Here is a 25,183-nt window from a genome sequence, read left to right on the forward strand (position 1 = left end):
GCATTTCTAAGTGCCAGCCAGGGTGTTGTTTTGTCTGAGGTCAATCAGAAGAAGGTGAGGCCCACCTGGAACAGTTTTTCGACATCCCGGATGCGGGATTTGTCCACCAGGAACAGGATCACGTGGTCGTCCGGCTGCACCCGCAGGTGGTCGTGGGCGATCAGCACTTCGTTATGGCGCACGATGGCCCCGATGGTGGTGCCCGGCGGCAGGTGGATTTCATCCAGCCGCTTGCCCACCACCTTGGAGGAGCGGTGATCGCCATGGGCAATCGCTTCGATGGCCTCGGCCGCGCCCCGGCGAAGTGAGTGAACATTTACTACGTCGCCACGGCGCACGTGGGTGAGCAGGCTGCCGATGGTGGTCTGCTGGGGAGAAATAGCCACGTCGATGTCGCCGCCCTGGATCAGGTCCACGTAGTCCGGGTTGTTGATCAGGGTCAGTACCTTGCGGGCACCCAGGCGCTTGGCCAGCAACGACGCCATGATGTTGGCTTCGTCGTCGTTGGTAACGGCACAGAATACATCGGTGCTTTCGATGTTTTCTTCCAGCAGGATGTCCTTGTTGGCGGCATTGCCTTCCAGCACCACGGTTTTCTGCAGGCGCTCGGACAGCATCACACAGCGCTCGTGGTCCCGCTCCAGGATCTTGACCTGGTAGCGGCTTTCCAGGGTGTTGGCCAGGCGGTAGCCGATGTTGCCGCCACCACAGATAAAGATGCGCTTGTAGGGTTTGGACAGCGGCTGCAGTTCGCTCATCACCGAGCGGATATGGTCGGCGGCGGCAATGAAGAACACCTCGTCGCCGTCTTCGATCACCGTGTCGCCCTGGGGCATGATGGCGCGGTCTTTACGGAAGATGGCCGCTACCCGGGTGTCGATCTTGGGCATGTGGGTACGCAGGTAAGACAGCTCCCGCCCGACCAGCGGGCCACCCTGGGTCGCCCGGATGGCTACCAGCCGTGCCAGGCCCTTGGAGAACTCCAGCACCTGCAGGGTGCCGGGATATTCGATCAGTCGGGTGATGTGCTGGGTCACCAGGTGTTCCGGGCTGATCAGTACGTCGATCGGGAATCCCCGCAAACGGTCCAGCTCTTTTTCGGTATCCCGGTTATAGAACAGTTCCTGCTTGCCCAGATAAGCCCCGGCGCGCACGCGGCAGATGGTGGTGGGGGTCTTGTATAGCAGCTTGGTGACCTGGCAGGCCACCATGTTGGTTTCATCGCTGTTGGTTACCGCAATCACCATGTCGGCGTCTTCGGCGCCGGCATCTTTCAGGATGGTGGGGTACGAGGCCCGGCCATGCATGGTGCGGATATCCAGCCGGTCCTGCAGTTCCCGCAGGCGCACGCTGTCGCTGTCCACTACGGTGATGTCGTTGGCTTCATTGGCCAGGTTTTCAGCGAGGGTGCCGCCCACCTGGCCGGCGCCGAGAATCAGGATTTTCATGCGTCAGGTTTCTCCAGCACGGCATAGAAAAAGCCGTCGTGGCTGTCCGGGTCGGGTAGCAGCTGGCGCCCGGTGTCCATGTCGCGGCCCCAGTCAGCATTGTTCTGAACCAGCGTTGCCTGTTCCTGCTGCTTGAGGAATCGCTGGATTATACGGTGGTTCTCCTGGGGAAACACCGAACAGGTGGCATACACCAGCCGGCCACCCGGTTTCAGGATAGACCACATGGCATCGAGCAGGCCAAGCTGGATGCTGGCCAGGGGCACAATGTCGGACTCCCGGCGCAGCAGTTTGATGTCCGGGTGCCGGCGGATTACGCCGGTGGCACTGCAGGGTACGTCCAGCAGGATGCGGTCGAATGGCTCGCCGTCCCACCAGCTGTCGATATCGGCGGCATCCGCCTGTTTCAGGGTGGCGTGCAGGTCCAGCCGGTCGAGGTTTTCCTGCACCCGGGGCAGGCGCTCGGCGGATTCGTCGATGGCGACCACTTCATCCAGTTCGCCACAGGCTTCCAGGATGGCGCAGGTCTTGCCGCCGGGAGCGGCGCAGGCATCCAGTACCCGCTGGCCGGGTTGCAGGTCCAGCATGGTGGTGCAAAGTTGGGCAGCTTCGTCCTGCACGCTGGCGCCGCCGTCTTCGAACCAGGGCAGGCGCTCGACCGGTACCGGGCGTTCCAGCTGAATGCCGTGGGGCGCAAAACGGGTTGGCTTGGCCTCGATACCGGCCTCGGCCAGCAATTCCAGGTATTCCTCACGGCGGAAACGCAGGGCGTTTACCCGCAGGGTCATGGGGGCCTGGGTGTTGTTGGCGTCCAGAATGGACTGCCAGTCGTCGGGCCAGTTGTGGCGCAGCTTTTCCACCATCCACACCGGGTGGCTGTAGCGGCTGCTGTCGTCGTTCGGCTCCGGCGCCCCTTCCCTTTCGGCCGCCCGCAGTACGCCGTTGACCAGCCCGGTCAGGTGGGGCTTGTCCAGCGCCCGGCAGGCTTCCACGGTTTCGTTCAGCACCGCGTAGGTGGCTTGTTCGCTGAATCGCAGCTGGAATAAGGCCACCAGCATCAGGTGGTGAACAACCCGGTCCGGCTTGCGCAGGGGCTTTTTCAGGCGCTGGCTCAGCTCGCCGTCAAGCCGGTGAAACCAGCGGCAGGTGCCGTAGCATATGGCTTGCAGCTGGGGCCGTTGCTCCGGCGGCAACTGGTTCAGGGCCGGCGGCAGGCATTGTGTCAGTGACTGGCCGTTTTCCACCGCCAGCAACACGGTGGCAGCGACGGCACGAAACGGCAGGGGCTGGTAGGCCATGGTCAGTTCAGCTCCTGGCCGGGCAACAGTACCTGCTTGCCGCCGTTGATCAGGTCGTTGATGCTCTGGGCCTTGCTACCCGGCAACTGGACCGAGGTGATTTTCAGGCTGCCGGTGTCGCAGGCGACCTCAACGCCGTCCCGCTCCCGGCTCAGTACCGTGCCGGGGGCTTTGTCGCTGCCCTGCTCCAGCGCAGATGCCTGGTGAATGCGGATCCGTTGTTCGCCCAGGTCGGTAAAGGTGCCGGGCCAGGGGTTGAAGGCGCGGATTAGCCGTTCGATGTCGGTGGCACTGCGGCTCCAGTCGATGTGGCCTTCTTCCTTGGACAGCTTGTGGGCGTAGTTGGCGTCGGCATCGTTCTGGGGCTCTCCGGTCAGCTCCCCTTGTGCCAGCCGGGTCAGTGCGTCCACGATGGCTTCGCCGCCCATGTCGGCAAGTCGGTCGTGCAGGCTGCCGCCGGTGTCGTCGGCGTTTATCGGAGTGCTCACTTTCAGCAGCATGGCACCGGTGTCCAGGCCTTCATCCATCTGCATGATGGTAATACCGGTTTCGGCATCGCCGGCGGCAATGGCCCGCTGGATCGGGGCGGCACCGCGCCAGCGCGGCAACAGGGAGGCGTGGATGTTCAGGCAACCGTGGGTCGGGGTCTCCAGCACGGCTTTGGGCAGGATCAGGCCATAGGCGGCGACGATCATCACATCCGGTTGCAGTGCCGCCAGCTCCTGCTGGGCCTCTTCGGGCTTGAGGCTGGCCGGCTGGAACACGGGAATGCCGGCATCCAGCGCCACCTGTTTGACCGGGCTGGGCATGAGTTTGCGGCCACGGCCGGCGGGGCGGTCGGGCTGGCTGTACACCCCCACCACGTTATGACCGGCCTCAAGCAGGGCTTTCAGGGCTATGGCGGCAAAATCCGGTGTTCCGGCAAAAACAATGCGCACGGCGATGGCTTCTCTGTGTCGTTGATACGAAAAAACCGGGTCGTAACCCGGTCTGAATTCAGTTCTGTTCTGGCGATGCTTCAGCCATTGTCTCAGGCGCTCTGCTTGTGCAGCTTTTCCAGCTTCTTGCGAATGCGGTTGCGCTTGAGCGAGCTGAGGTAATCCACAAACAGCTTGCCGTTCAGGTGGTCCATTTCGTGCTGGATACACACGGCCAGCAGGCCTTCGGCTTCAAGGACGAACTCTTCGCCGTTACGGTCTTTGGCGGTAATCCGGCAGTGTTCGATACGCTTCACATCTTCGTAGAAGCCGGGTACCGACAGGCAGCCTTCCTGCATGGCTTCCAGGTCTCCGTCCAGCACTTCCACCTTCGGGTTGATGAATACCCGGGGCTCGCTCTTGTCTTCGGACAGGTCCATCACGATGATCTGTTTATGTACATCTACCTGGGTAGCCGCCAGGCCGATGCCGCGGGCATCGTACATGGTCTCGAACATATCGTCGATCAGGGTGCGGATTTCGTCGGTCACCTCATTCACCGGCTTGGCGATGGTGCGAAGACGGGGATCCGGATACTCAAGAATTTCTAGAATCATAGTGCCTTGGCTTCTCTGAAATGCGACAGCGGTCTGCGCAAAATTTCTTCATGAACCTATCATGAAGTAACGTCTTGGCCTGTATTATCCGATAAATTACCGATTGAGTACAAACTGATCAGTCGATAGCTAAAATCTTTCAGGGAAACCAAAGAATTCACTGGAAGAACAAAAGATAACATCACAAATCGCCAGACTTCTTCTATAGTATCGGGAATAACAACGTAATAAGCTGCCGGCATACCGCAGCGGCATTACCTAACGCATAGATTCTAGGCACGCGATCAAGGATACAGACAATGAGGAAACTGTTGTACGCTCTGGCAGCCACGGCGCTGCTGTTTACCTCCTGGGCCCATGCAGAACCCGAGTTCAGGGCTGATCATCCTGAGCGTTACACTGTCGTTAAAGGGGATACCCTTTGGGACATTTCAGGGCGGTTCCTGAACAATCCCTGGTACTGGCCGGAAATCTGGCATGTGAACCCGCAGGTTGCCAACCCTCATCTGATCTACCCGGGCGATCGCCTGGCGCTGGTCTACATCGACGGCAAACCGCGCATCACCAAGGTAGCCACCAGTGATGTGGTGAAGCTGTCGCCCCAGGTGCGTTCTGAAGCCATCGACACTCCCATTCCTGCCATCCCGTTGGACGCCATTGCCAGCTTCCTGACCGATACCCGCATTGTGTCGCCGGAAGAGCTGAACGGTGCGCCCTACGTGCTGGAAGGTGAAGACAGCCGCATCATTACCGGTGCCGGTGACAAGATCTACGCCCGTGGCGAGAAGCCCGCCGACCGCGTGGGTGTTTTCCGCCGCAGCAAGGAGTTCCGTGACCCGGAAACCGGCGAATTCCTCGGCCTGGAAGCCCGCAGCATTGCCCGCGGTACCGTTGCGGCTGAGGACGGCGACGTCCTGACCGTTAACCTGAACAAGTCCAGCGAGGAAGTGCGCATTGGCGACCGCCTGCTGGTGAACGAAGACCGTCGGCTGACCACCAACTTTGTACCCAGTTCTCCGGATCAGGACATCGAAGGCGTGATGATCTCGGTAGACGGTGGTGTAAACCAGATTGGCCAGTACAACGTGGTAGCGATCAACCGTGGCGAGCGTGAAGGCCTGAAGCCTGGCAACGTGATGGCCATTCTCAAGAGTGGCAACCTGGTGCGTGACCCGGTTACTAATGAAACCATCGAACTTCCGTCCGAGCGTGCCGGCCTGCTGATGGTGTTCCAGACCTACGAGAAGATGAGCTACGGCCTGATTCTCAAGGCGACCCGCCCGCTGGCGGTGGGCGACAAGGTAGTTAACCCTTAAGCCGGGGCCTGGCCAGGCCTGTGTGCTGAGCTAAATAAAATGGCCGGACCGGAGTGTCCGGCCATTGTTGTTTTCAAGGATGAAAAAAATGTCTGTATCGAATCTTGACCGGTCGCTGGACAACCAGTGGCTGCTGCTTTCCCTGTTACCCCGCTTTGCCACCCGTGCCCGCGAGCAGGTACTGGCCAATGCCGACTGCCTGACTGACGTCCTGTCGATGAACCCGGCCACCCTGAAAGCGCTGGGGCTGTCGGCTGAAACCATTTCCGCCATCCACGGCTGGCAAGCCGGAGACTGTTCCCACCCGGTGTTGGCGAAACTGATGCAAATCCGGTCGCAATGCCGGCATCACGGTATCCGGCTGATCGGCCAGCACCACGACCACTTTCCGGAAGCCCTGCGCCAGATACACGATGCGCCAATGCTGCTATACGCACTGGGCGATACCGGCTTGTTGCTGCAGGACCAGATTGGCGTGGTGGGCAGTCGCAATGCTACCCGGGCGGGCCTGGACCATGCCCGGAAGTTCGCCGCCGAGCTGGGCCGGCGGGGTTTGCTGGTGACCAGCGGCCTGGCCTTGGGCATTGATGGTGCCGCCCATGCAGGTGCCCTGGATGCCGGCCATCCGACCGTGGCCGTGGTGGGTTGCGGGCTCGACCGGCTGTATCCCGCCCAGCACCGGCAGCTGGCACACCGGATTATCGAAAACGGCCTGATTGTCTCGGAATACCCGCCCGGCACCCAGGCCAGGGCCGCCTACTTCCCTCAGCGTAACCGGATTATCAGTGGCCTTAGCCGGGGTGTGTTGGTGGTGGAGGCCAGCCTGAAGAGCGGTTCGCTGATTACGGCCCGTACCGCGCTGGAACAGGGCCGGGAAGTGTTCGCCATTCCCGGTTCGGTGCACAGCCCGGTAGCCCGGGGCTGCCACCAGTTGATCAAGCAGGGGGCCAGGTTGGTGGAAACCGCTGATGACATCCTGGAGGAGCTGGGTACCTGGTGGTCCATGCAGGCGCAACCGGAGGCCGGGGAGGCTGTGGATAACGGGCCGGCGCTGGCCGGTTTGGATAGCCGGGAAATCGCGGTATTCGAGGCTTTGGGGTATGATCCGCAATCTACCGATGCACTGAGCCAGCTCACCGGCCTGCCAGCGGACCAGCTGATGCAGTCCTTGTTGTTACTGGAACTGGAAGGGTTGGCCCATTCGGCCCCCGGAGGTTACCTGAGGGCCGGCTGAGTGGTGCATCATCACCTGAATTTCTGAGTGGATTGACCGGTTTCCCTATGACGGCGAAGTCTCCCCTGAACCCTTGGCAGCTCCACTGTGCCCGGCGCACCGTGCTGGCCGGGGGCGTGATTGCCTATCCTACCGAAGCAGTCTGGGGCCTTGGTTGCGACCCCTGGAACCTGAGTGCCGTTGAGCGCATTCTGGAGCTCAAGCAGCGGCCCATGGAAAAGGGCATGATCCTGGTGGCCGCCTCGGTGGAGCAGGTACGCTTTCTGCTGGACCCCCTGCCCCGGGTGTTGCAATGGGAAGCCGAACAGCACTGGCCGGGGCCGATCACCTGCCTGGTGCCGGATGTGCTGGAACAGATCCCGGACTGGGTGCGCGGCCGGCACAGCACCATTGCCGTGCGCGTGAGTGACCACCCGGTGGTTCGCGACCTGTGCGAGGCCACCGGCATGCCGCTGGTGTCGACTTCCTGCAACCCGGCTGGCCGCCAGCCGGCCCGCAACATCTGGCAGGTACGCCGCTATTTCGGCAACCAGCTCGACCGCATCGTGCCCGGCGCCCTGGGCGGCAACCGCAAACCCAGCCGGATTATTGATATCGTTACCGGAAAACAGTTTCGTTAGGAGCAAGCATGTCACAGCAGCCGGATACCCGGGCCGTAAAAGAATACCTTCTGGGCCTCCAGGAACGCATTTGCCAGAGGCTGGAAGCGGTGGATGGCCGTGCGTCCTTCATTCGTGACAGCTGGGACCGGCCGGAGGGTGGCGGTGGTATCAGCCGGGTGATGGCCGATGGCGGCGTGATCGAAAAAGGCGGCGTGAATTTCTCCCATGTGATGGGCGATACCATGCCGGCTTCTGCCACGGCGCATCGCCCGCACCTGGCCGGTGCCCCCTGGCAGGCCATGGGTGTATCACTGGTGATACACCCGGAGAACCCCTATGTGCCTACCTCCCACGCCAATGTGCGCTTTTTCATTGCCACCCCGAAGGACGGCGAGCCGGTGTACTGGTTTGGCGGCGGCTACGATCTGACTCCCTACTACGGTTTTGATGACGATTGCGTGCACTGGCACCAGACGGCCCGTAACGCCTGCCAGCCGTTCGGCGACGAGGTGTACCCGAAGTTCAGGCAATGGTGTGACGACTACTTCTACCTGAAGCACCGCCAGGAGCCCCGGGGCGTGGGCGGCCTGTTCTTCGATGACTACAACACCGGAGATTTCGAGCAGGACTTTGCCTTTATGCAGGCAGTGGGCGACAGTTACATTGAGGCCTACGAGCCGATTGTCAGGCGCCGGATGGACACCCCCTGGGGCGAGCGGGAGCGGGAATTCCAGCTTTACCGCCGTGGTCGCTATGTGGAGTTCAACCTGGTGTACGACCGGGGCACCCTGTTCGGGTTGCAGTCCGGCGGGCGCACCGAGTCTATCCTGATGTCACTGCCGCCGCTGGTGCGCTGGGACTACGACCGGAAGCCGGAGCCGGGCAGCGAAGAGGCGCGTTTGACGGATTATTTCCTGACCGGACGGAACTGGCTGGAGCAAAGCGATGACGAATGAACTCTATGCGGTGGTGGGCAACCCCATCAGCCACAGCAAATCTCCCCGTATTCACAGCCTGTTTGCCAGCCAGACCGGCGAGCCGGTGGAGTACACCGCGATACAGGCACCGCTGGAGGACTTTTCCGGTACGGTACGGCACTTTTTCGAGCGTGGCGGCAGAGGCCTGAACGTAACCGTACCGTTCAAGGAACAGGCCTGGACCTTGGCCGACCATCGCACTCCGCGGGCAGAAAAGGCTGGTGCCGCCAACACGTTATACCTGGATGCCGAAGATGCCCTGGTGGCCGACAACACCGACGGGGTTGGCCTGGTGCGGGATCTAACCCGCAACCACGGCGTGGCCCTCAAAAGCCTGCGTATCCTGGTATTGGGTGCCGGCGGTGCGGTGCGGGGCGTGCTTGGGCCGGTTCTGGCGGAAGCGCCCGCCAGCCTGACCATCGCTAACCGCACCGTGGCCAAGGCCGAGGCGCTGGTGCGCCTGTTTGCCGGTGAGGCTGGTGATACCGAACTCTCTGCCTGCGGCTTCGAACAGGCAACCGGAGCGTTTGACCTGGTGATCAACGGCACCAGCGCCAGCCTTCAGGGTGACCTGCCGCCGGTGCCGGCGTCGATTCTGGCGGGCAATACGGTTGTTTACGACATGATGTATTCCCTGCAGACCACCACCTTCAACCAGTGGGCGCAGGACAACGGCGCTACCCGGGTGTTTGACGGGCTGGGCATGCTGGTGGAGCAGGCAGCAGAATCGTTTTACGTTTGGCGCGGGGTGCGGCCGGAGACCGCACCCGTGATCGACGAGCTGCGTAACGACTGATGAGGCGTTATTCGGAGGCGTTCAGGTATTCGTCTTTCAGTTTCACGTAGTTAGCCGCGGTGTATTTGAAGAAGGTTTTTTCCTTGTCGCTCAGGGCTCGGGCCTGTTTGCAGGGGGAGCCCACGTACAGGTAGCCGGATTCCAGCCGCTTGCCCGGGGGTACCAGAGTACCGGCGCCGATAATCACTTCGTCTTCGACTACCGCGCCGTCCATGACGGTGCAGCCCATACCCACCAGTACGCGGCTGCCGATGGTGCAGCCGTGCAGCAGGGCTTTGTGGCCGACGGTAACGTCGTCACCGAGTATCAGCGGCCAGCCGCCGGGGTTGAAGTCGCTGGCGTGGGTGATGTGCAGTACGGAGCCGTCCTGGATGCTGCAGCGGTCGCCGATGCGGATTTTGTGCATGTCGCCGCGGATGACGGTCATGGGCCAGACGGAGCAGTCTTCGCCCATTTGGACGTCTCCTATGACTACTGCGCTCTCGTCTACCCAGGTGCGTTCGCCAAATTGTGGTGTGGTACCCTTGTGAGTTCGTACATTCGCCATTACATATACCTTTTGACTGGCCTCGAATTGAGGGGAAGGAGTCTTTGGGAGGAGGGCTTTCCAAAAACCGCTCCTGCGGCACCCCTTCGGGGTCCGGCCCGCAATCACAGATTGCGGTCGCTCAGCTGTCGCATGAAGCTTCGCTTCATAAGCGCTCGGCTGAGCCCATGTGGCGCTTCTGCTCCGCCATCCATGGCTCCGCAAATTTTTGGAAAGCCCTCCTCCCAAAGACTCCCCCAAGCATTGGAGTTGCCTGAAAGTAACCTAAACCCGGACAGCTGAGAAGGGGACCTATGAATAACCCGCTTTTGACAGATGATTTGTTACCGAAATTTGGCCACATCCGCACCGAGCACATGGAAACGGCGATTGACCAGATTCTCAGCGAAAACCGCGTGAAAATTCAGGAGCTGGCGCAGCAGGATGATCCCACCTGGGACACCCTGGCCCAGCCCATGCAGGCGCTGGAGAACAAGCTCAGTAACGCCTGGTCGGTGATTTCCCACCTGAATGGTGTGATGAATAACGACGACCTGCGCAAGGTGTACAAGAGCTGCCTGGAGAAGCTGACTGAGTACAGCACGGAAGTGAGCCAGAACGGTGCCCTGTGTGAGGCTTACAAGAAGCTGGCTGCACGGGACGATTTCAAGGAACTGAGTGAGCCCCAGCGCAAGTCCATTGAAAACATCCTGCGGGATTTCCGTCTGGGTGGTGTGGATCTTCCGGAGGACAAGAAGAAGCGTTATGCGGATCTGTCCCGGGAGCTGGCGGAGTTGTCCAACAAGTTCAGTGACAACGTGCTGGATGCTACCCAGCACTGGTTCAAGCATATTACCGATGTAGACCAGTTATCCGGCCTGCCGGAGACGGCTATTGAAGGCGCGAAGCAGGCCGCCCGGCAGAAGGAGCTGGATGGTTATGTGATTACCCTGGATTTCCCGAGCTTCTACCCGGTGATGACTTACTGCAATAACCGGGAACTGCGCCGGGAGGTGTACGAGGCCTTTGTCACCCGCGCCTCCGATCAGGGCCCGGATGCGGCCACGTGGGACAATACGCCGGTGATGGCGGAGATTCTCAAGCGTCGGCACGCGCTGGCTCAGTTGCTGGGTTTTGATAACTACGCCGAGCGTTCCCTGGCCACCAAGATGGCCCGCACTACCGACGAGGTTCTGGATTTCCTGAACCAGCTGGCGGCCAAGTCCAAGCCGCAGGCGGAGAAGGAAATTGCCGAGCTGAAGGCGTTTGTGAAAGACGAGCACGGCGTGGACGACTTGCAGGCCTGGGACATCGGCTACTACAGTGAGAAGCTGCGCCAGAAGCAGTACGACATTTCCCCGGAAACCCTGCGGCCTTGGTTCCCTGTGGATAAGGTGGTGCCGGGCCTGTTCCGGGTGGCGGAGAAGCTGTTTGATGTGCAGATTGAAGAGCACACAGACGTAGAAACCTGGCATGAAGACGCCAAGGCCTACTGCATCAGCCGCAACGGCCAGCCCATCGCCTGGTTCTACCTCGACCTGTTCGCACGTCAGGGTAAACGTGGCGGAGCCTGGATGGCCGACTGCCGGGTGCGCTGGCGCGATATGCGCGGCAAGCTGCAATTGCCGGTGGCGTTCCTGACCTGTAACTTCACCCCGCCGGTGGATGGCAAGCCGTCGCTGCTGACCCACGACGAAGTCACCACCCTGTTCCACGAATTCGGCCACGGCCTGCACCACATGCTCACGCAGGTGGAGGTGATGGACGTGTCCGGCATCAACGGCGTGGCCTGGGATGCAGTGGAACTGCCCAGCCAGTTCCTGGAAAACTGGTGCTGGAATCCGGAATCCCTGGCCCTGATCGCCAGCCACCACGAAACCGGCGAACCGCTGCCGGAAGACCTGCTGCAGAAATTGCTGGCGGCCAAGAACTTCCAGTCCGGCATGGGCATGGTGCGCCAGCTCGAATTCTCGCTGTTCGACTTCCGCCTGCATGCGGAATTCACCGACGAAGCCCCCACCAACCCGCTGGACATGCACCGCAAGGTGCGCGAAGACATCGCAGTGGTGCAGTCGCCGGAATTCAACCGCTTCCCCAACGGCTTCTCCCACATCTTCGCCGGCGGTTACGCCGCGGGCTACTACAGCTACAAGTGGGCGGAAGTGCTGGCGGCGGATGCGTTCTCCCTGTTCGAAGAGAAAGGCATCTTCGACCCGGAAACCGGCCAGGCCTTCCTGCACAACATCCTGGAAAAAGGCGGCTCGCAGGAGCCCATGGAACTGTTCAAAGCCTTCCGAGGCCGCGAACCGCAGGTGGATGCCCTGCTGAAACAAACCGGCATCACGGACGAAGCTGCCTGATACAATCCACCTCGGTTGTCGTATTCGGCAACCGGGTGTTCTTCTGGAGTAACGTTATGGCAAGTCCGAAACGCTTCATCGCCGGCGCCGTGTGCCCCCGCTGCGCCGAGATGGACAAAATTACCATGTTCACCACCGACGCCGGCGACCAGGTTCGCGAATGCGTGGCTTGCGGCTACACCGATGCGTTGTCCGACCAGCCCCAGCCCGAGGCCCCGGAAATCGAAACGCGGGTAAACAAAAAGGGCAACACCGACGATCATACCGTCAAGCAGGTGGTGTTCTTTAAATCTGGCTCCGATTCCGACTCTGGCTCTGGTGAGTAGGTCTGGCCCTGACCCACCCCATCGCAGCCCCCAAAACCAGCAGACTACGATCAAGAATATGCCCCCCAAACAGGCAGGCTACGATCAGGAAGGCAAACTCTAAAGTAGAGGGTCAGAGCACCATCGCGGCCAGCCACCCAAAGGCGAGCAACGGCAGGTTGTAGTGCAGGAACGTAGGCACCACGGTATCCCATATGTGGTTGTGCTGGCCGTCCACGTTCAGGCCGGCAGTTGGCCCGAGGGTGGAATCAGACGCTGGTGAGCCCGCATCACCCAGGGCACCGGCGGTACCGACCAGGGCAACGATGGCCAGGGGGCTGAAACCCAGTTGCAGGGCCAGCGGCACGTACAGGGCGGCGATGATGGGAATGGTGGAGAACGACGAACCGATACCCATGGTAATTAGCAGGCCGACCACCAGCATCAGCAGTGCGGCCAGGGCCTTGTTCTCACCGATGGCGGCCACAGAGCCCTCTACCAGGCTCTTGATCTCGCCGGTTTCCCGCATCACTTCGGCAAAGCCGTTGGCGGCGATCATGATGAAGCCGATCATCGCCAGCATCTTCATGCCCTCGGTGAACAGGTCATCCGCCTCTTTCCACTTCACCACGCCGGACACATTGAACAACACAAAACCGGCCAGTGCGCCCAGAATCATCGAGCCCAGCCAGAGCTGAACCACAAACGCCACCACAATGGCCAGCAGCGCCATGAACAGGGTTTTCGGGCTGTATTTCACATCCACCCGCTCGGTGCGTTCGATGAGCTTCATGTCATAGCCACGGCCACCCCGGTAGCTGAAGAACACCGCGATCAGCAGGCCGATGAACATACCCAGGGCTGGCAGGGCCATGGCGGACATGACGTTCAGTTCGCTGGCGTCTACGCCGTTGTCGGCCACGTTGGCGAGCAGGATTTCATTCAGGTAGATACCACCGAAGCCTACCGGCAGGAACATGTACGGGGTAATCAGGCCGAAGGTGAGTACACAGGCCACCAGCCGGCGGTCCATGTGCAGCTTGGCCATGACAAACAGCAACGGTGGCACCACCAGGGGAATAAAGGCGATGTGGATGGGCAGGATGTTCTGGGACGAAATGGCGACGGCCAGCAGCAGGCCGATGATCATGAAGCGGATGCCGGTGGCCGCGCCGCCTTCATCCTGGCGGCCTACCATGGCCAGGGCTTTGTCGGCCAGGGCGTGGGCCAGGCCGGATTTGCCGATGGCGACCGCGAAGGCGCCCAGGGTGGCGTAGGACAACGCCACGGTTGCGCCGCCACCGAGGCCGGAGTTGAAGGCATTGATGGTGTCTTCAAGGGACATTCCGGCCACCAGGCCACCGGAAATGGCACCGATGATCAGGGCAACGACAACGTGGATGCGGCACAGGCTCAGTACGAGCATGATCAGTACCGCGGCAACAACGGCATTCATGGCAGACTCCGGGTAGGAATATTGGGTTTACCGGCACCTTTTGGGCACCGGCGGCACGAAAAGTGCGCTAATGTCAGGAAATGACCGCATCAGTCAAAGTGGTTGTGTAACGGTCAGTCAGCATCCACCCGGGCAAAGCGCGGTACCTGTTCGCCGGCCACTTCCACGGTTTCACGGAACATGGCCAGGGGCCTTACCCACAGGCTGTAGTCGCCGTACAGGCAGCGGTACACCACCAGGGGTTCCTCGGTTTCGCTGTGCCGGGCCACGCCGATCACTTCGTAATCCTGGCCTTTGTAATGCCGGTAGCGGCCGGGCTCAAGGGTGTGTTTCTTGTCAGGCATAGGATTCTCTCTGGTGGTAGGTCAATTCTATACGCAGTCTGCCGCAGCAGCGCTGGCCCTGGCGTACCGGATCAAGGTGTTGCGTGATGAGGCTGTTGCCCCGGTAGACCGGGGCTGAGACTCAGTTCTTCAGCTTGTACTTGCCCGGCCCCATAAACACCACGGCCAGCGCGGTAAACAGGAAAAATCCCTGCAGTTCCAGTGCCCAGCCGCCGTTACCGGCCAGCGACAGCAGCTGGTGGCTGTGCACCAGCACAATGGCGACCAGCATGTTGAAGACAATGATCAGTGCGCCAATACGGGTCTGATACCCCAGAATCACCATCAGTGGTGCCACCACTTCCCCGATATACACACCGTACGCCAGCACAGCCGGCAGGTTATGGCTGGCCAGCTGGGCCTCGATAAAACCGATACCGTTAAGCAGTTTGGCGATGCCGTGAAACAGCAGCAGGCCACCGAGGGTGAGCCGGACAATCAGTTTTCCAAGGTCGGTATTCTCAAGCACAGGGCAAGCCTCCGGAACAGTGAATGGATGGCCGAAGGATACAGGGTTATTGCACAGAAATTCAGTGACTTGTTGGTCAGGATGTTGTTTTACAGGGCCGGGCCCAGGGAAAACCGGATGTGGTTCCGCTCCAGCAGGTTTTCCCAGTAATTGCGCATCCAGTCCCAGGCCCGGTTGTTGAACTGCTCCACGAAGGGGTCAAGGTCCAGGTCGTAGTAATCCGGGGTGCCGGCAATCTGCAATACGGTCACGGTGATGGCATCGTCCAGCTCGTTGGCGAACGGCTCGCCGATCAGTTCGTGGGCCAGCAGGTTGGCCCGGGTGGCTTCCAGGTCTATCAGCTCGCCGGCCCGGATAGAACGGTTGTTATCGTGCATCTCTTCCATCAGCCGGTGGCACAGGTAAGCCCGGATCAGCAGGCCGTCCAGGCCGTCGTAGCGGACCAGCAGCACCGAGGGCTGGGTGAAATAGCGGATAGCGGCATCAATAAATGGCTGGAACAGGGGCTTGGTGCCGGCGTCGATGGCGCAGGTGTCTACGCACTCGATCAGCCGTGGCGCCATTTCGATGTATTCCACGGCAAACTGGAACAGGCAGGTGGCAGGCTGGCCGTCGATTACGATCGATGACGGCAGCCTGGTCGCCTTGTCTTTCAGCTGCCGGAGAAAGCTCCCCGAGCGGGCTTCCTGGCGACGTGCCTGGTCAATAATCTCGAGGACTGCCTGTGGTGTCATGTCAGGAGATGCCGATGTAGGTACAAAATGAGGTCGCAAGGCGCCTCCCCTTCTCCAGGAGCAACCAATGGGCATTCAGCGGGGCTGGCCAGCTGAACTGCCTGCCGTTTAAAAACAGTGTAGCCAATATTTTTTATGGCGCTGCCGGCAGGCGGCAAAATTCCCTGCGGAAAACCGAAATCCCGGGTGCCTAGCGTGGCTGAAACCACACATCCTGGCGGGTGTAGCGCCAGCACAACCAACCCATACTGCCGGCACGGGCCAGCATCAGGCTGATCAGTGCCAGCCACAGGCCATGGTTGCCCCAGCCGGTCGTCAGCCACCACACCGGCAAAAACACGCCGAGCGCTGAGAACAGCATGGTGTCCTGCATTTCCCGGGTGCGGGTGGCGCCGATGAAGACGCCATCCAGCAGGTAACTCCACACTGCTGCGAACGGTAACATCCAGAGCCAGGGCAGGTATTGCCAGGCGGTGGTTTGTACGTCTTCAATGCCGGTCAACAGGCTGATCAGCCAGCGGCCCCCGAGTACAAAGCCGATGGTCAGCAGCAATGCGCCCCAGAACGACCACCGCAGGGCGCTGTTGAATACCACCCTGAACTGCCGTTTGCTGCCCTTGCCAATGGCTTCACCGATCAGTGCTTCGGCGGCGTTGGCAAAGCCGTCCAGGGCATTGGAAATCACCAGCAGGAAGGTGATCAGCACGGCATTGGCGGCCAGGATGATATCCCCTTGCCGGGCGCCCTGGGCGGTGAAGAAGGCCAGGCACAGCAGCAGGGCGATGGTACGCACCATGATGTAGCGGTTCACCTGCAGGATGCGCAGGTAATCCGACACCTTACCGAACAGCTCCCGGGTCAGCTGCTGGCCCTCCGGCATGCGTTTGAGCACGATCATTACACCGATGGCGGTGGCCCCGTATTCGGCCATTACGGTGGCCATGGCCACGCCCCGGCTGTTCCAGCCGAGAACAGTCACGAAGAACACGTCCAGCACGATGTTGATGCCGTTGGCGATGATCAGCATCACCATGGGCCCCCGGGGGAACTGGGTGCCAATCAGCCAGCCCACCAGGGTGTACTGGCACAGCACCGCCGGCGCACTCCAGATTCTGATAGCAGCGTATTCCGCAGCCAGTGCCGCAACATCCGGGCTGGGGTTCATCAACTTCAGGCCCACCGCAATCAGCGGCCGGTGAAACAGGATCAGTAACAGGCCGATGCCTACGGCCAGCAACAGCGAACGCAGCAGCAGCGCCACCTGGGCGAAGGCATCCCGCTGGCCCCAGGCCTGGGCGGCCAGGCCGGTGGTGCCCATGCGCATGAAGCCGAAGGTCCAGTACAGGATGGTGAACAGGTTGGCGCCCACCGCCACCGCGCCCAGGTATTCCGGGCTGTCCAGGTGGCCAAGCGCGGCCGTATCCACCAGCCCCAGCAGGGGCACGGTGAGGTTGGTCAGCATCAGCGGCCAGGCCAGTGTCCACAGGCGGCGATCGGTAGGGCGAACAACGGCCTTATAAATTTTGTTTATCAAAACGGGTTACTTATCCATTTTAGATTTAATGATTTTTTAGCCTTTTTTTGATCTGTGTCTACACTGACATTTGATGTATCCGTAAGCAGGCTTTCACTCTCGGTGGTTCCGCTGTTGCGAGCTTCGGAACAGACCGCAGAGGGATGACGCAAAATCCGACAAGAATAACACTCTGTGGAGACACAGTATGCGCGTGCATGCCAAGCGGGCAGTTGCCCTAGCCGCTGGTCTGTTGTCACCGGCTGTAGTCATGGCGGACTGGACCATGAATATGGCTCCGGGGGTAACCGGTACCAGCAACCAGATTTTCAGCCTTCACATGACCATTCTCTGGATCTGCGTGGCCATCGGTGTGGTGGTGTTCGGGGTCATGTTCTGGTCGATCTTTGCCCATCGTAAATCCCAGGGTGCCAAGCCCGCCAATTTCCACGAAAACACCGTGGTGGAAATCCTCTGGACCATTATTCCCCTGGCCATCCTGGTGGCCATGGCCGTGCCTGCCACGGCAACCCTGGTGGAGATGTACGACACCAGCGAGTCCGAGGTGGACATCAAGGTTACCGGTTACCAGTGGCGCTGGCGCTATGAGTACATCAACGACGATTTCGGTTATTTCTCCAGCCTGTCCACCCCTAGGGAGCAGATCGAGAACCGCCAGGCCAAGGGTGAGAACTACCTGCTGGAAGTGGACAACCCGCTGGTGATTCCGGTGGGCAAGAAGGTGCGCTTCCTGCTGACCGCCAATGACGTGATCCACTCCTGGTGGGTGCCGGAATTCGGTGTAAAGAAAGACGCCATCCCCGGCTTTATCAACGAAACCTGGACCCGCGTGGACGAGCCGGGCATCTATCGCGGCCAGTGCACCGAGCTGTGCGGCAAGGACCACGGCTTTATGCCGGTAGTGGTGGAGGCGGTGCCCGAAGAGGAATACAACGCCTGGGTAGCTGAACAGCGGGCCGCCGCAGAAACCGAGCGCCAGCTGACCGAGAAAGACTGGACCCTGGATGAGCTGATGGAGCGGGGCGAGAAGGCCTACGCCAGTGCCTGTGCTTCCTGTCACCAGCCCGATGGCAGCGGTATGCCGCCGGCCTTCCCGGCCCTGAAAGGCAGCCAGATTGCCCTGGAAGATATGGATGCGCACATGGACATTGTGGTGAACGGCGTGCCCGGCACCGCCATGCAGGCCTTTGGCAGCCAGCTGAGTGAGGTGGACCTGGCCGCGGTGATTACCTACGAGCGGAATGCCTGGGGTAACAACACCGGCGAGATGGTCACGCCGAAAGAGATTTTTGATTACAAGAACCAAGAGTAATCGACGCCAGATAACAACAATCACCAGCCATAAAAAACGGCGGTAACGGGGGTTTTCATGAGTGCGGTTGCAGATACCCACAGCCAGGAACATCACCACGGCCCGGCCAAAGGCATCAGCCGCTGGCTGCTGACCACCAACCATAAAGACATCGGGTCTATGTACCTGATCTTCAGCTTCGCCATGTTCCTGCTGGGCGGCAGTATGGCGATGGTGATCCGGGCCGAACTGTTCCAGCCCGGCCTGCAGATTGTGCAGCCGGAGTTCTTCAACCAGATGACCACCATGCATGGCCTGATCATGGTGTTCGGCGCGGTGATGCCGGCCTTTGTGGGGCTGGCCAACTGGATGCTGCCGCTGATGATCGGCGCGCCGGATATGGCGCTGCCACGGATGAATAACTGGAGTTTCTGGCTGCTGCCCTGTGCCTTCCTGATCCTGGTGTCGACCCTGTTTATGGAAGGTGGCGCGCCTAACTTTGGCTGGACCTTCTACGCCCCGCTATCAACCACTTACGGGCCCCCGAGTACCACTTTCTTCATCTTTGCCATCCACATTATGGGCGTGTCTTCCATCATGGGTGCCATCAACGTGATTGCCACTATCCTGAACATGCGGGCACCAGGCATGAAGATGATGAAAATGCCCCTGTTTGTCTGGACCTGGCTGATCACCGCCTTCCTGCTGATTGCCGTCATGCCGGTGCTGGCCGGTGCGGTCACCATGATGCTGATGGACATCAACTTCGGCACCAGTTTCTTCGATGCTTCCGGCGGTGGTGACCCGGTGCTGTTCCAGCATGTGTTCTGGTTCTTCGGGCACCCGGAGGTGTACATCATGATCCTGCCGGCGTTCGGGGCTATTTCCCATATCGTACCGGCCTTCTCCCGCAAGCCGCTGTTCGGCTATGCCTCCATGGTGTATGCCGTGGGCGCCATTGCCCTGCTCTCCTTCCTGGTATGGGCGCACCACATGTTTACCGTGGGCATCCCGCTGGCGGGGCAGCTGTTCTTTATGTATGCCACCCTGCTGATTGCCGTGCCCACCGGGGTGAAGGTGTTCAACTGGGTAACCACCATGTTCCGGGGTTCCCTGAGCTTTGAAGCACCCATGCTGTTTGCCGTGGCCTTTATCATCCTCTTTACCATCGGTGGCTTCTCCGGGCTGATGCTGGCCATTGCCCCGGCGGACTTCCAGTACCACGACACCTACTTTGTTGTAGCGCACTTCCACTATGTACTGGTACCCGGTGCCATCTTCGGTATCTTCGCCTCGGCTTACTTCTGGCTGCCCAAGTGGACCGGCCACATGTACGACGAAACCCTGGCCAAGACCCATTTCTGGCTGTCGTTTATCGGCATGAACCTGGCTTTCTTCCCTATGCACTTCCTGGGGCTGGCGGGCATGCCCCGGCGGATTCCGGACTACGCCCTGCAGTTCTCGGACTTCAACATGGTGTCCAGTATCGGGGCCTTCATGTTCGGTGTTACCCAGCTGCTGTTCCTGTTCATTGTCGTCAAGTGCGTGCGCGGTGGCGAAAAGGCCGCGGCCAAGCCGTGGGATGGAGCTGAAGGGCTGGAATGGACGGTGCCGTCGCCGGCGCCCTATCACACTTTCTCTACACCGCCGGAAGTGAAATAACCGGGAGGTCACCATGGCCGAACAGCAACCACAACAAGGCAAGCGCAGTAACAGCCGGGTGATCGCCTGGTGCATGGCCGGCGTGGTGGGCATGTTTGCCTTTGGCTTTGCCCTGGTGCCTTTGTACGACGTCTTCTGTGAAATCACAGGCATTAACGGCAAGACCGGCGGGCGCTATGAAACCGGGGTGTCGAACCAGGTGGACGAGAACCGCACAGTCACCGTGCAGTTCCTGGCCAGTAATGGCCCGGGCATGAGCTGGGAGTTCCGGCCGGTACAGCGGAGTGTGAAGGTGCACCCGGGTGAGGCGGTCACGGTGAACTTCTACGCCGCCAACCCCACCGACCATGCCATGGTGGGGCAGGCGGTACCCAGCCTGTCGCCCTCCGAAGGCACCCTGTATTTTCACAAGACCGAGTGTTTCTGCTTCAACCAGCAGCCCCTGGACGCCGGGGAAAGTGTGGAAATGCCCCTGGTGTTCATTGTCGACCCGGAGCTGCCGGAGCACATTACCAAGCTGACCCTGTCTTACACCCTCTACGACCAGGACCCAGAAGCAAGGGTGTCCGGTTCGGCCAGGGCAGGCGCAACAACAACCAACAATAACGGCTAAGCCATCGGAGACAGCTATGGCGGATCACCAGACCTACTACGTTCCCGAACAGAGCAAATGGCCCATCGTTGCCACCGTGGGCCTGGGCGTAACCCTGTATGGCGCAGCGTCAATCATGGTGAATGGCAATCAGGGCGAGAGCACCGGCGGTTCCTGGTTCATGTTCTGGATTGGCGCGCTGATCATGGCCTATATGCTGTTTGGCTGGTTTGGCAGCGTGATCCGCGAAAGCCGGGCCGGCCTGTACAGCGATCAGATGGACCGCTCGTTCCGCTGGGGCATGAGCTGGTTCATTTTCTCGGAAGTCATGTTCTTTGCCGCCTTTTTCGGGGCGTTGTTCTACGTAAGGGTGTTTGTGGTGCCCTGGCTGGGTGGTGAAGGCGACAAGGGCAGCACCAACATGCTCTGGGAAGGGTTTCAGGCCAGCTGGCCGCTGATCAACAACCCGGACCCCCAGGTTTATCAGGGCCCGAAAGAAGTGATCGGGCCCTGGGGCCTGCCGCTGATCAATACCATTTTGCTGGTGACCTCATCGTTCACCGTCACCATCGCCCACCACGCCCTGAAAGCCGGTAACCGGGCCAAGGTAAAGCTGTGGCTGGCCGCCACCATTGCCCTGGCGGTGGTGTTCATGTTTGTGCAGGGCTATGAATACGCCCACGCCTATGGCGACCTGGACCTGACCCTGCAATCAGGTATCTATGGCAGCACCTTCTTTATGCTCACCGGTTTCCACGGCGCCCACGTAATGCTGGGTACCCTGATGCTGTTCATCATGCTGGTGCGGATCATCAAGGGGCACTTTACGGAAGACAACCACTTCGGGTTCGAGGCGGCCGCCTGGTACTGGCACTTTGTGGATGTGGTGTGGCTGGGGCTGTTTGTCTTTGTGTATGTAATCTGACGGAGCGGTTACGGCGTGGGGTTCAGGGTCATGTTCCCGGACCAGAGAGCGACCAGGATCAGCGCCAGTAAGAGCACGCTCAGGGCAACCCGGACTGCGAGGGAATTCACCACGCGCCGGGTTTTGCCGCCGTCATGGATCAGGAAAAACAGACCGCTGAACAGGCTGGCCATAACCGCAACGAGCAACACAACGATGGCAATCTTGAGCATGGGAATTCCAGTTATTTTTAGCTTTCACTCACTATAGCAGAGCATGGGTAGACCTGTTTGATGGCTCGCCACTGGCAGTTTGACTGGCGATTACTGGTGTTTTCCGGGTTGTTTCTGCCCCTGCTGATCAGTCTTGGCGTGTGGCAACTGAATCGCGCCGCGGAGAAAACCGCGCTGCTGGAAACCTGGCAGGCAGAGTCGGCCAGCCAGGCCTGGGCAGAACAGTCCGCCGGTGCGCTGAAACCAGGGCAACCGGTGTCGCTCACTGGCTTTTATGGTGAACAGACCTGGCTATTGGATAACCGTACCCGGGACGGCATGCCCGGCTACGAAGTATTGACGCTGTTCCACCCCTTTGAAGGCCCGCCGGTGGTGGTGAACCGCGGCTGGATTCAGGCGCCGCGCACGCGGGAGCAGTTACCGCTGGTAACCACGCCGGAGGATCTGTACACCTTGAATGGCCGGCTGGCGGATTACCCGGAGCCACCCGTACTGGCAGCTACGGAGCCGGAATCCGGTTCCTGGCCAAGAAGGGTCCAGGCATTGCCGGCAGAACTGGTGGCCGGGGAGGGCGTTGATCCTGCAGCCATGATTGTTGCCCTGGCCGACAGCCAGCAACCCGGCGCCTACCGGGCCGACCGGGTGCCGGATGTGATGGGCCCGCAGACCCACTACGGATATGCGGCCCAGTGGTTTGCGCTTGCCGTAGCACTGACTATATTGACTGTAGTGGCGAGTTATAAAGTAGCGAGTTATAAAAAGAACAGCCAGACCTCGAAAGAATCGAAAGACAGGAGCCGATAATGACAACGACAACGGCTGATAACGTGACTCCCGGTGTTGAGCCCACCCCCGAACAGACCCGCCGTGGCCGGCGTACCGCACTGTTGCTGTTTGCAGTGGGCTTTGGTCCCATGGTGCTGGCCACCATCATGTTTTATACCGGCTGGCTGAACCCCGCCGGCCATTCCAACCAAGGGCAGTTGCTGCAGCCCGTGGTGCCGGTACAGGCACTGAACCTGGAAACCGGAAGTGGCGTAGCCCTGGCCGACCGGTTTGGGGTAGACCAGCCGGAGGCCAAGTGGCTGATGCTGGTTACCGCCGGCAGCTGCCAGAAGGATTGCGAACAGTTACTGTACCTGGCCCGGCAGGTGAACATTGCCTTGGGCAAGAATGCCCCGAGGGTTGGCCGTGCGGCGTACCTTGCTAGCACCCCGGCAGCACTGGAAGCCCGCTGGAGCGAGGAATACAGCCTGATGGAGCGGCTTCGGGTTGCTCCCGGAGCAACACCGGCCTGGCCTGCAGGCGTGAACCCGGCCAACGAGCCCCGGATTCTGCTGGTCGATCCGTTTGGTAACGTAATGATGCATTACGGAACCGAGCACACCGGCAAACAGATGCTCAAAGACCTTAAACACCTGTTGAAGCTGTCCCAGATTGGCTGATCGGGAGGTCAGGGCCGTGAAACCGGAATTGAACCCCGAGCTGTCTTTGCCTGAGGCGAAAAAGCCATCCGTTGCCAAACCCATGGCCCGCTGGTCCGCTTTTGCCTGCGGCCTGGCGGTGGTGGTAATCATGCTGGGCGCCTGGACCCGGCTGGTGGACGCCGGGCTTGGTTGCCCGGACTGGCCTGGCTGCTATGGCTTTCTGACCGTACCCCAGAGTGAAACCAGCATTGCCATTGCCAATGCCCGTTTCCCGGAAACTCCGGTGGATGTGTCCAAGGGCTGGCCGGAGATGATCCATCGCTATGCCGCCGGTACCCTGGGGCTGGTGGTGTTTGGGCTGGCAATTGCCGCCATCCGGCACCGGAGGGAGCAGTTGCCGTTGCGGCTACCCCTGTTTATTGCCGGTTTTATTGTGCTGCAGGGCGCTTTCGGTATGTGGACGGTTACCCTGAAGCTCTGGCCCCAGGTGGTGGCCCTGCACCTGCTCGGAGGCTTCACGACCCTCAGCATGCTGTTGTTGCTGACCCTGCGCCTGCGCAAACGGGCCCGGGGTGAGCCGCCGGCAGTTGCTACTGCTTCATTGTCCCTTGCCCGGCTTCGTCCGTGGCTCTATGGCGGCCTGCTACTGGTGGTGCTGCAGATTGCCCTGGGAGCCTGGACGGCGGCCAACTACGCCGCGGTGGCCTGTACCGACCTGCCCACCTGCCAGGGCCAGTGGTGGCCGGAAGGGATGGATTTTCGCCATGGCTTCGACATTGCCCAGCATGTAGGCCCGAATTATCTGGGCGGCCAGCTGACAGCCGACGGCCGGGTGGCCATTCACGTCACTCACCGGTTAGGTGCGCTGATAGTGCTGGTGTATCTGGGTCTCCTGCTGCTCAGGTTATGGCAGCAGCGGGGTGAAAGCCGGCTGGAAAACAGCGTCTTGCTGGTGGCCGGGGCACTGGTAGTACAGATCAGCCTTGGCCTGGCCAACGTCTGGCTGCACATTCCCCTGGCCATTGCGGTCGGCCACAACGCGATGGGGGCGGGCCTACTGTTGTCCGTTATCCACCTGATCTGGCGGCATCACCAGCTTCCGCAGCCGCATACATCCAGGGCTGCATCAACAGAATCCCACACAACAACCATAAACCGGGAGGTTACGGCATGAGCGAGCAAGCAAAGGCGCTGCCGGCCCAGCATAGTGCAAAGTCAGTATCGGGCCGGATTTCCTGGCGCGACTACCTGGAGCTGACCAAGCCCCGGGTGGTGGCCCTGATGATCCTGACCTCGGTGATCGGTATGTTGCTGGCGGCGCCGGGGGTGCCGGGCTGGGACATCCTGCTGTTCGGTAACCTGGGCATTGCCTTGCTGGCCGGGGCGGCGGCCGTGGTGAACCACGTGGTGGACCAGAAGATCGACACCGTTATGGCCCGCACCCGCAAGCGCCCGGTAGCCACCGGCCGGATTGCTCCCTTCGATGCCATCCTGTTTGCGGTGATGCTGGCGGCCGCCGGCATGATTGTCTTGATCTGGCAGGTGAACGAACTGACCGCCTGGCTGACCCTGGCCTCGCTGGTGGGCTATGCCGGCGTATACACCCTGTTCCTGAAACGGGCCACGCCCCAGAACATCACCATTGGCGGCCTGGCCGGTGCCATGCCACCGCTGCTGGGCTGGACCGCGGTTACCGGGCAGGTGGAAGGCCATGCGCTGCTGCTGGTGCTGATCATCTTTGCCTGGACCCCGCCCCACTTCTGGGCCCTGGCCATCCACCGCAAGGAAGAATACGCCAAGGCCGGTATTCCCATGCTGCCGGTTACCCACGGCAACAAGTACACCGAGCTGCACATCCTGCTGTACACCCTGATGCTGCTGGCGGTGAGCCTGCTACCTTTTGTCACAGGCATGTCTGGCGGTATTTACCTGATCGGTGCCCTGGCGCTAGGCTTGAGGTTCCTGCAATATGCCATCCGCCTGCTGAAAGGGGATGATCGCCGGGTAGCCCTGAACACCTTCAAATACTCCATCACCTACCTGATGGCGCTGTTCGTGGTGTTACTGGTGGATCACTTCGTCTTTTTCTGAACAGAGGCGGT

26 protein-coding genes are annotated in these 25,183 nt (G+C 60.5%); 15 read left to right on the plus strand and 11 right to left on the minus strand.

Annotated elements, in window-relative coordinates; genetic code table 11:
- Positions 1–44: 44 nt before the first annotated feature.
- The 4 genes from trkA to def all read right to left on the minus strand — a co-directional run bounded on the left by trkA (position 45) and on the right by def (position 4,280).
- Positions 45–1,448 (minus strand): Trk system potassium transporter TrkA, encoded by a 1,404-nt coding sequence (trkA, locus tag AC13DJ_RS03875; protein ID WP_022990431.1) that lies wholly within the window; start codon positions 1,446–1,448, stop codon positions 45–47.
- On the minus strand, positions 1,445–2,746 hold the full coding sequence (gene rsmB, locus AC13DJ_RS03880) for a 16S rRNA (cytosine(967)-C(5))-methyltransferase RsmB (RefSeq protein ID WP_482933212.1): 1,302 nt from the start codon (positions 2,744–2,746) through the stop codon (positions 1,445–1,447). Before rsmB ends, trkA begins: the two co-directional genes overlap by 4 nt.
- Positions 2,747–2,748: 2 nt before the next feature.
- A complete protein-coding gene (fmt, locus tag AC13DJ_RS03885; protein ID WP_482933213.1) occupies positions 2,749–3,684 on the minus strand; it encodes a methionyl-tRNA formyltransferase in 936 nt (311 codons plus the stop codon).
- 92 nt (positions 3,685–3,776) lie between these two features.
- Positions 3,777–4,280: a peptide deformylase gene (gene def / locus AC13DJ_RS03890; RefSeq protein ID WP_058342206.1), complete on the minus strand. Its 504-nt coding sequence runs from the start codon at positions 4,278–4,280 to the stop codon at positions 3,777–3,779.
- A gap of 299 nt (positions 4,281–4,579) precedes the next feature.
- Between def and AC13DJ_RS03895 the strand changes: the two genes are divergently transcribed.
- From AC13DJ_RS03895 to aroE, 5 genes are all read left to right on the plus strand, one after another.
- Positions 4,580–5,596, plus strand: a complete 1,017-nt coding sequence (locus AC13DJ_RS03895) for a LysM peptidoglycan-binding domain-containing protein (RefSeq protein ID WP_022990435.1) — start codon at positions 4,580–4,582, stop codon at positions 5,594–5,596.
- Between the two features lie 88 nt (positions 5,597–5,684).
- The gene (gene dprA / locus AC13DJ_RS03900) at positions 5,685–6,830 is read left to right on the plus strand and encodes a DNA-processing protein DprA (RefSeq protein ID WP_482933214.1); all 1,146 of its coding nucleotides are present in this window, start codon (positions 5,685–5,687) and stop codon (positions 6,828–6,830) included.
- Between the two features lie 47 nt (positions 6,831–6,877).
- On the plus strand, positions 6,878–7,450 hold the full coding sequence (gene tsaC, locus AC13DJ_RS03905) for an L-threonylcarbamoyladenylate synthase type 1 TsaC (protein ID WP_482933215.1): 573 nt from the start codon (positions 6,878–6,880) through the stop codon (positions 7,448–7,450).
- An 8-nt stretch (positions 7,451–7,458) separates the two neighbouring features.
- A complete protein-coding gene (hemF, locus tag AC13DJ_RS03910; RefSeq protein WP_482933216.1) occupies positions 7,459–8,388 on the plus strand; it encodes an oxygen-dependent coproporphyrinogen oxidase in 930 nt (309 codons plus the stop codon).
- Positions 8,378–9,205, plus strand: a complete 828-nt coding sequence (aroE, locus tag AC13DJ_RS03915) for a shikimate dehydrogenase (protein WP_482933217.1) — start codon at positions 8,378–8,380, stop codon at positions 9,203–9,205. The genes hemF and aroE overlap by 11 nt, the downstream gene beginning before the upstream one ends.
- A gap of 7 nt (positions 9,206–9,212) precedes the next feature.
- Here the strand turns inward: aroE and AC13DJ_RS03920 are convergent, their stop codons facing one another.
- Positions 9,213–9,752 (minus strand): gamma carbonic anhydrase family protein, encoded by a 540-nt coding sequence (locus AC13DJ_RS03920; protein ID WP_474540938.1) that lies wholly within the window; start codon positions 9,750–9,752, stop codon positions 9,213–9,215.
- A 293-nt stretch (positions 9,753–10,045) separates the two neighbouring features.
- Between AC13DJ_RS03920 and prlC the strand changes: the two genes are divergently transcribed.
- The gene (gene prlC / locus AC13DJ_RS03925) at positions 10,046–12,091 is read left to right on the plus strand and encodes an oligopeptidase A (RefSeq protein ID WP_482933218.1); all 2,046 of its coding nucleotides are present in this window, start codon (positions 10,046–10,048) and stop codon (positions 12,089–12,091) included.
- Between the two features lie 56 nt (positions 12,092–12,147).
- Positions 12,148–12,417 carry a YheV family putative zinc ribbon protein gene (locus tag AC13DJ_RS03930; RefSeq protein WP_022990444.1) on the plus strand — a complete coding sequence of 90 codons (270 nt, stop codon included), beginning with the start codon at positions 12,148–12,150 and terminating at the stop codon, positions 12,415–12,417.
- 112 nt (positions 12,418–12,529) lie between these two features.
- Here the strand turns inward: AC13DJ_RS03930 and AC13DJ_RS03935 are convergent, their stop codons facing one another.
- From AC13DJ_RS03935 to AC13DJ_RS03955, 5 genes are all read right to left on the minus strand, one after another.
- Positions 12,530–13,852, minus strand: a complete 1,323-nt coding sequence (locus tag AC13DJ_RS03935; RefSeq protein ID WP_482933219.1) for a Na+/H+ antiporter family protein — start codon at positions 13,850–13,852, stop codon at positions 12,530–12,532.
- A 113-nt stretch (positions 13,853–13,965) separates the two neighbouring features.
- Positions 13,966–14,196: a DUF1653 domain-containing protein gene (locus AC13DJ_RS03940; protein WP_482933220.1), complete on the minus strand. Its 231-nt coding sequence runs from the start codon at positions 14,194–14,196 to the stop codon at positions 13,966–13,968.
- Between the two features lie 121 nt (positions 14,197–14,317).
- A complete protein-coding gene (locus tag AC13DJ_RS03945; protein WP_199457707.1) occupies positions 14,318–14,704 on the minus strand; it encodes a DoxX family protein in 387 nt (128 codons plus the stop codon).
- 89 nt (positions 14,705–14,793) lie between these two features.
- Positions 14,794–15,438 carry a hypothetical protein gene (locus tag AC13DJ_RS03950; protein ID WP_022990449.1) on the minus strand — a complete coding sequence of 215 codons (645 nt, stop codon included), beginning with the start codon at positions 15,436–15,438 and terminating at the stop codon, positions 14,794–14,796.
- Between the two features lie 190 nt (positions 15,439–15,628).
- Complete coding sequence (locus AC13DJ_RS03955) at positions 15,629–16,900, minus strand: MATE family efflux transporter (protein ID WP_473801524.1); 1,272 nt, start codon at positions 16,898–16,900, stop codon at positions 15,629–15,631.
- Between the two features lie 259 nt (positions 16,901–17,159).
- On the opposite strand from AC13DJ_RS03955, the gene coxB reads away from it, so the two are divergent.
- The 4 genes from coxB to AC13DJ_RS03975 are packed head-to-tail and all read left to right on the plus strand — an operon-like array spanning position 17,160 to position 21,442.
- Positions 17,160–18,284, plus strand: a complete 1,125-nt coding sequence (coxB, locus tag AC13DJ_RS03960; RefSeq protein WP_288373412.1) for a cytochrome c oxidase subunit II — start codon at positions 17,160–17,162, stop codon at positions 18,282–18,284.
- Positions 18,285–18,341: 57 nt separating this feature from the next.
- Positions 18,342–19,925 carry a cytochrome c oxidase subunit I gene (gene ctaD / locus AC13DJ_RS03965; protein ID WP_022990453.1) on the plus strand — a complete coding sequence of 528 codons (1,584 nt, stop codon included), beginning with the start codon at positions 18,342–18,344 and terminating at the stop codon, positions 19,923–19,925.
- A 13-nt stretch (positions 19,926–19,938) separates the two neighbouring features.
- Positions 19,939–20,538 carry a cytochrome c oxidase assembly protein gene (locus AC13DJ_RS03970; protein ID WP_022990454.1) on the plus strand — a complete coding sequence of 200 codons (600 nt, stop codon included), beginning with the start codon at positions 19,939–19,941 and terminating at the stop codon, positions 20,536–20,538.
- Positions 20,539–20,554: 16 nt separating this feature from the next.
- Positions 20,555–21,442: a cytochrome c oxidase subunit 3 gene (locus tag AC13DJ_RS03975; RefSeq protein WP_232901955.1), complete on the plus strand. Its 888-nt coding sequence runs from the start codon at positions 20,555–20,557 to the stop codon at positions 21,440–21,442.
- Between the two features lie 8 nt (positions 21,443–21,450).
- Here the strand turns inward: AC13DJ_RS03975 and AC13DJ_RS03980 are convergent, their stop codons facing one another.
- A complete protein-coding gene (locus tag AC13DJ_RS03980) occupies positions 21,451–21,654 on the minus strand; it encodes a twin transmembrane helix small protein (protein WP_058342219.1) in 204 nt (67 codons plus the stop codon).
- Between the two features lie 60 nt (positions 21,655–21,714).
- Between AC13DJ_RS03980 and AC13DJ_RS03985 the strand changes: the two genes are divergently transcribed.
- The 4 genes from AC13DJ_RS03985 (at position 21,715) to cyoE (ending at position 25,172) form a co-directional block, all read left to right on the plus strand.
- A complete protein-coding gene (locus AC13DJ_RS03985; RefSeq protein WP_482933221.1) occupies positions 21,715–22,458 on the plus strand; it encodes an SURF1 family protein in 744 nt (247 codons plus the stop codon).
- A complete protein-coding gene (locus tag AC13DJ_RS03990) occupies positions 22,458–23,099 on the plus strand; it encodes a hypothetical protein (RefSeq protein ID WP_022990458.1) in 642 nt (213 codons plus the stop codon). The genes AC13DJ_RS03985 and AC13DJ_RS03990 overlap by 1 nt, the downstream gene beginning before the upstream one ends.
- 82 nt (positions 23,100–23,181) lie before the next feature.
- On the plus strand, positions 23,182–24,255 hold the full coding sequence (locus tag AC13DJ_RS03995; protein WP_482933234.1) for a COX15/CtaA family protein: 1,074 nt from the start codon (positions 23,182–23,184) through the stop codon (positions 24,253–24,255).
- Entirely contained in the window at positions 24,252–25,172 is a 921-nt protein-coding gene (cyoE, locus tag AC13DJ_RS04000) for a heme o synthase (protein WP_232901952.1), read from the plus strand. Before AC13DJ_RS03995 ends, cyoE begins: the two co-directional genes overlap by 4 nt.
- Positions 25,173–25,183 lie beyond the last annotated feature (11 nt).

This window comes from Marinobacter sp. L-46, assembly GCF_056859535.1.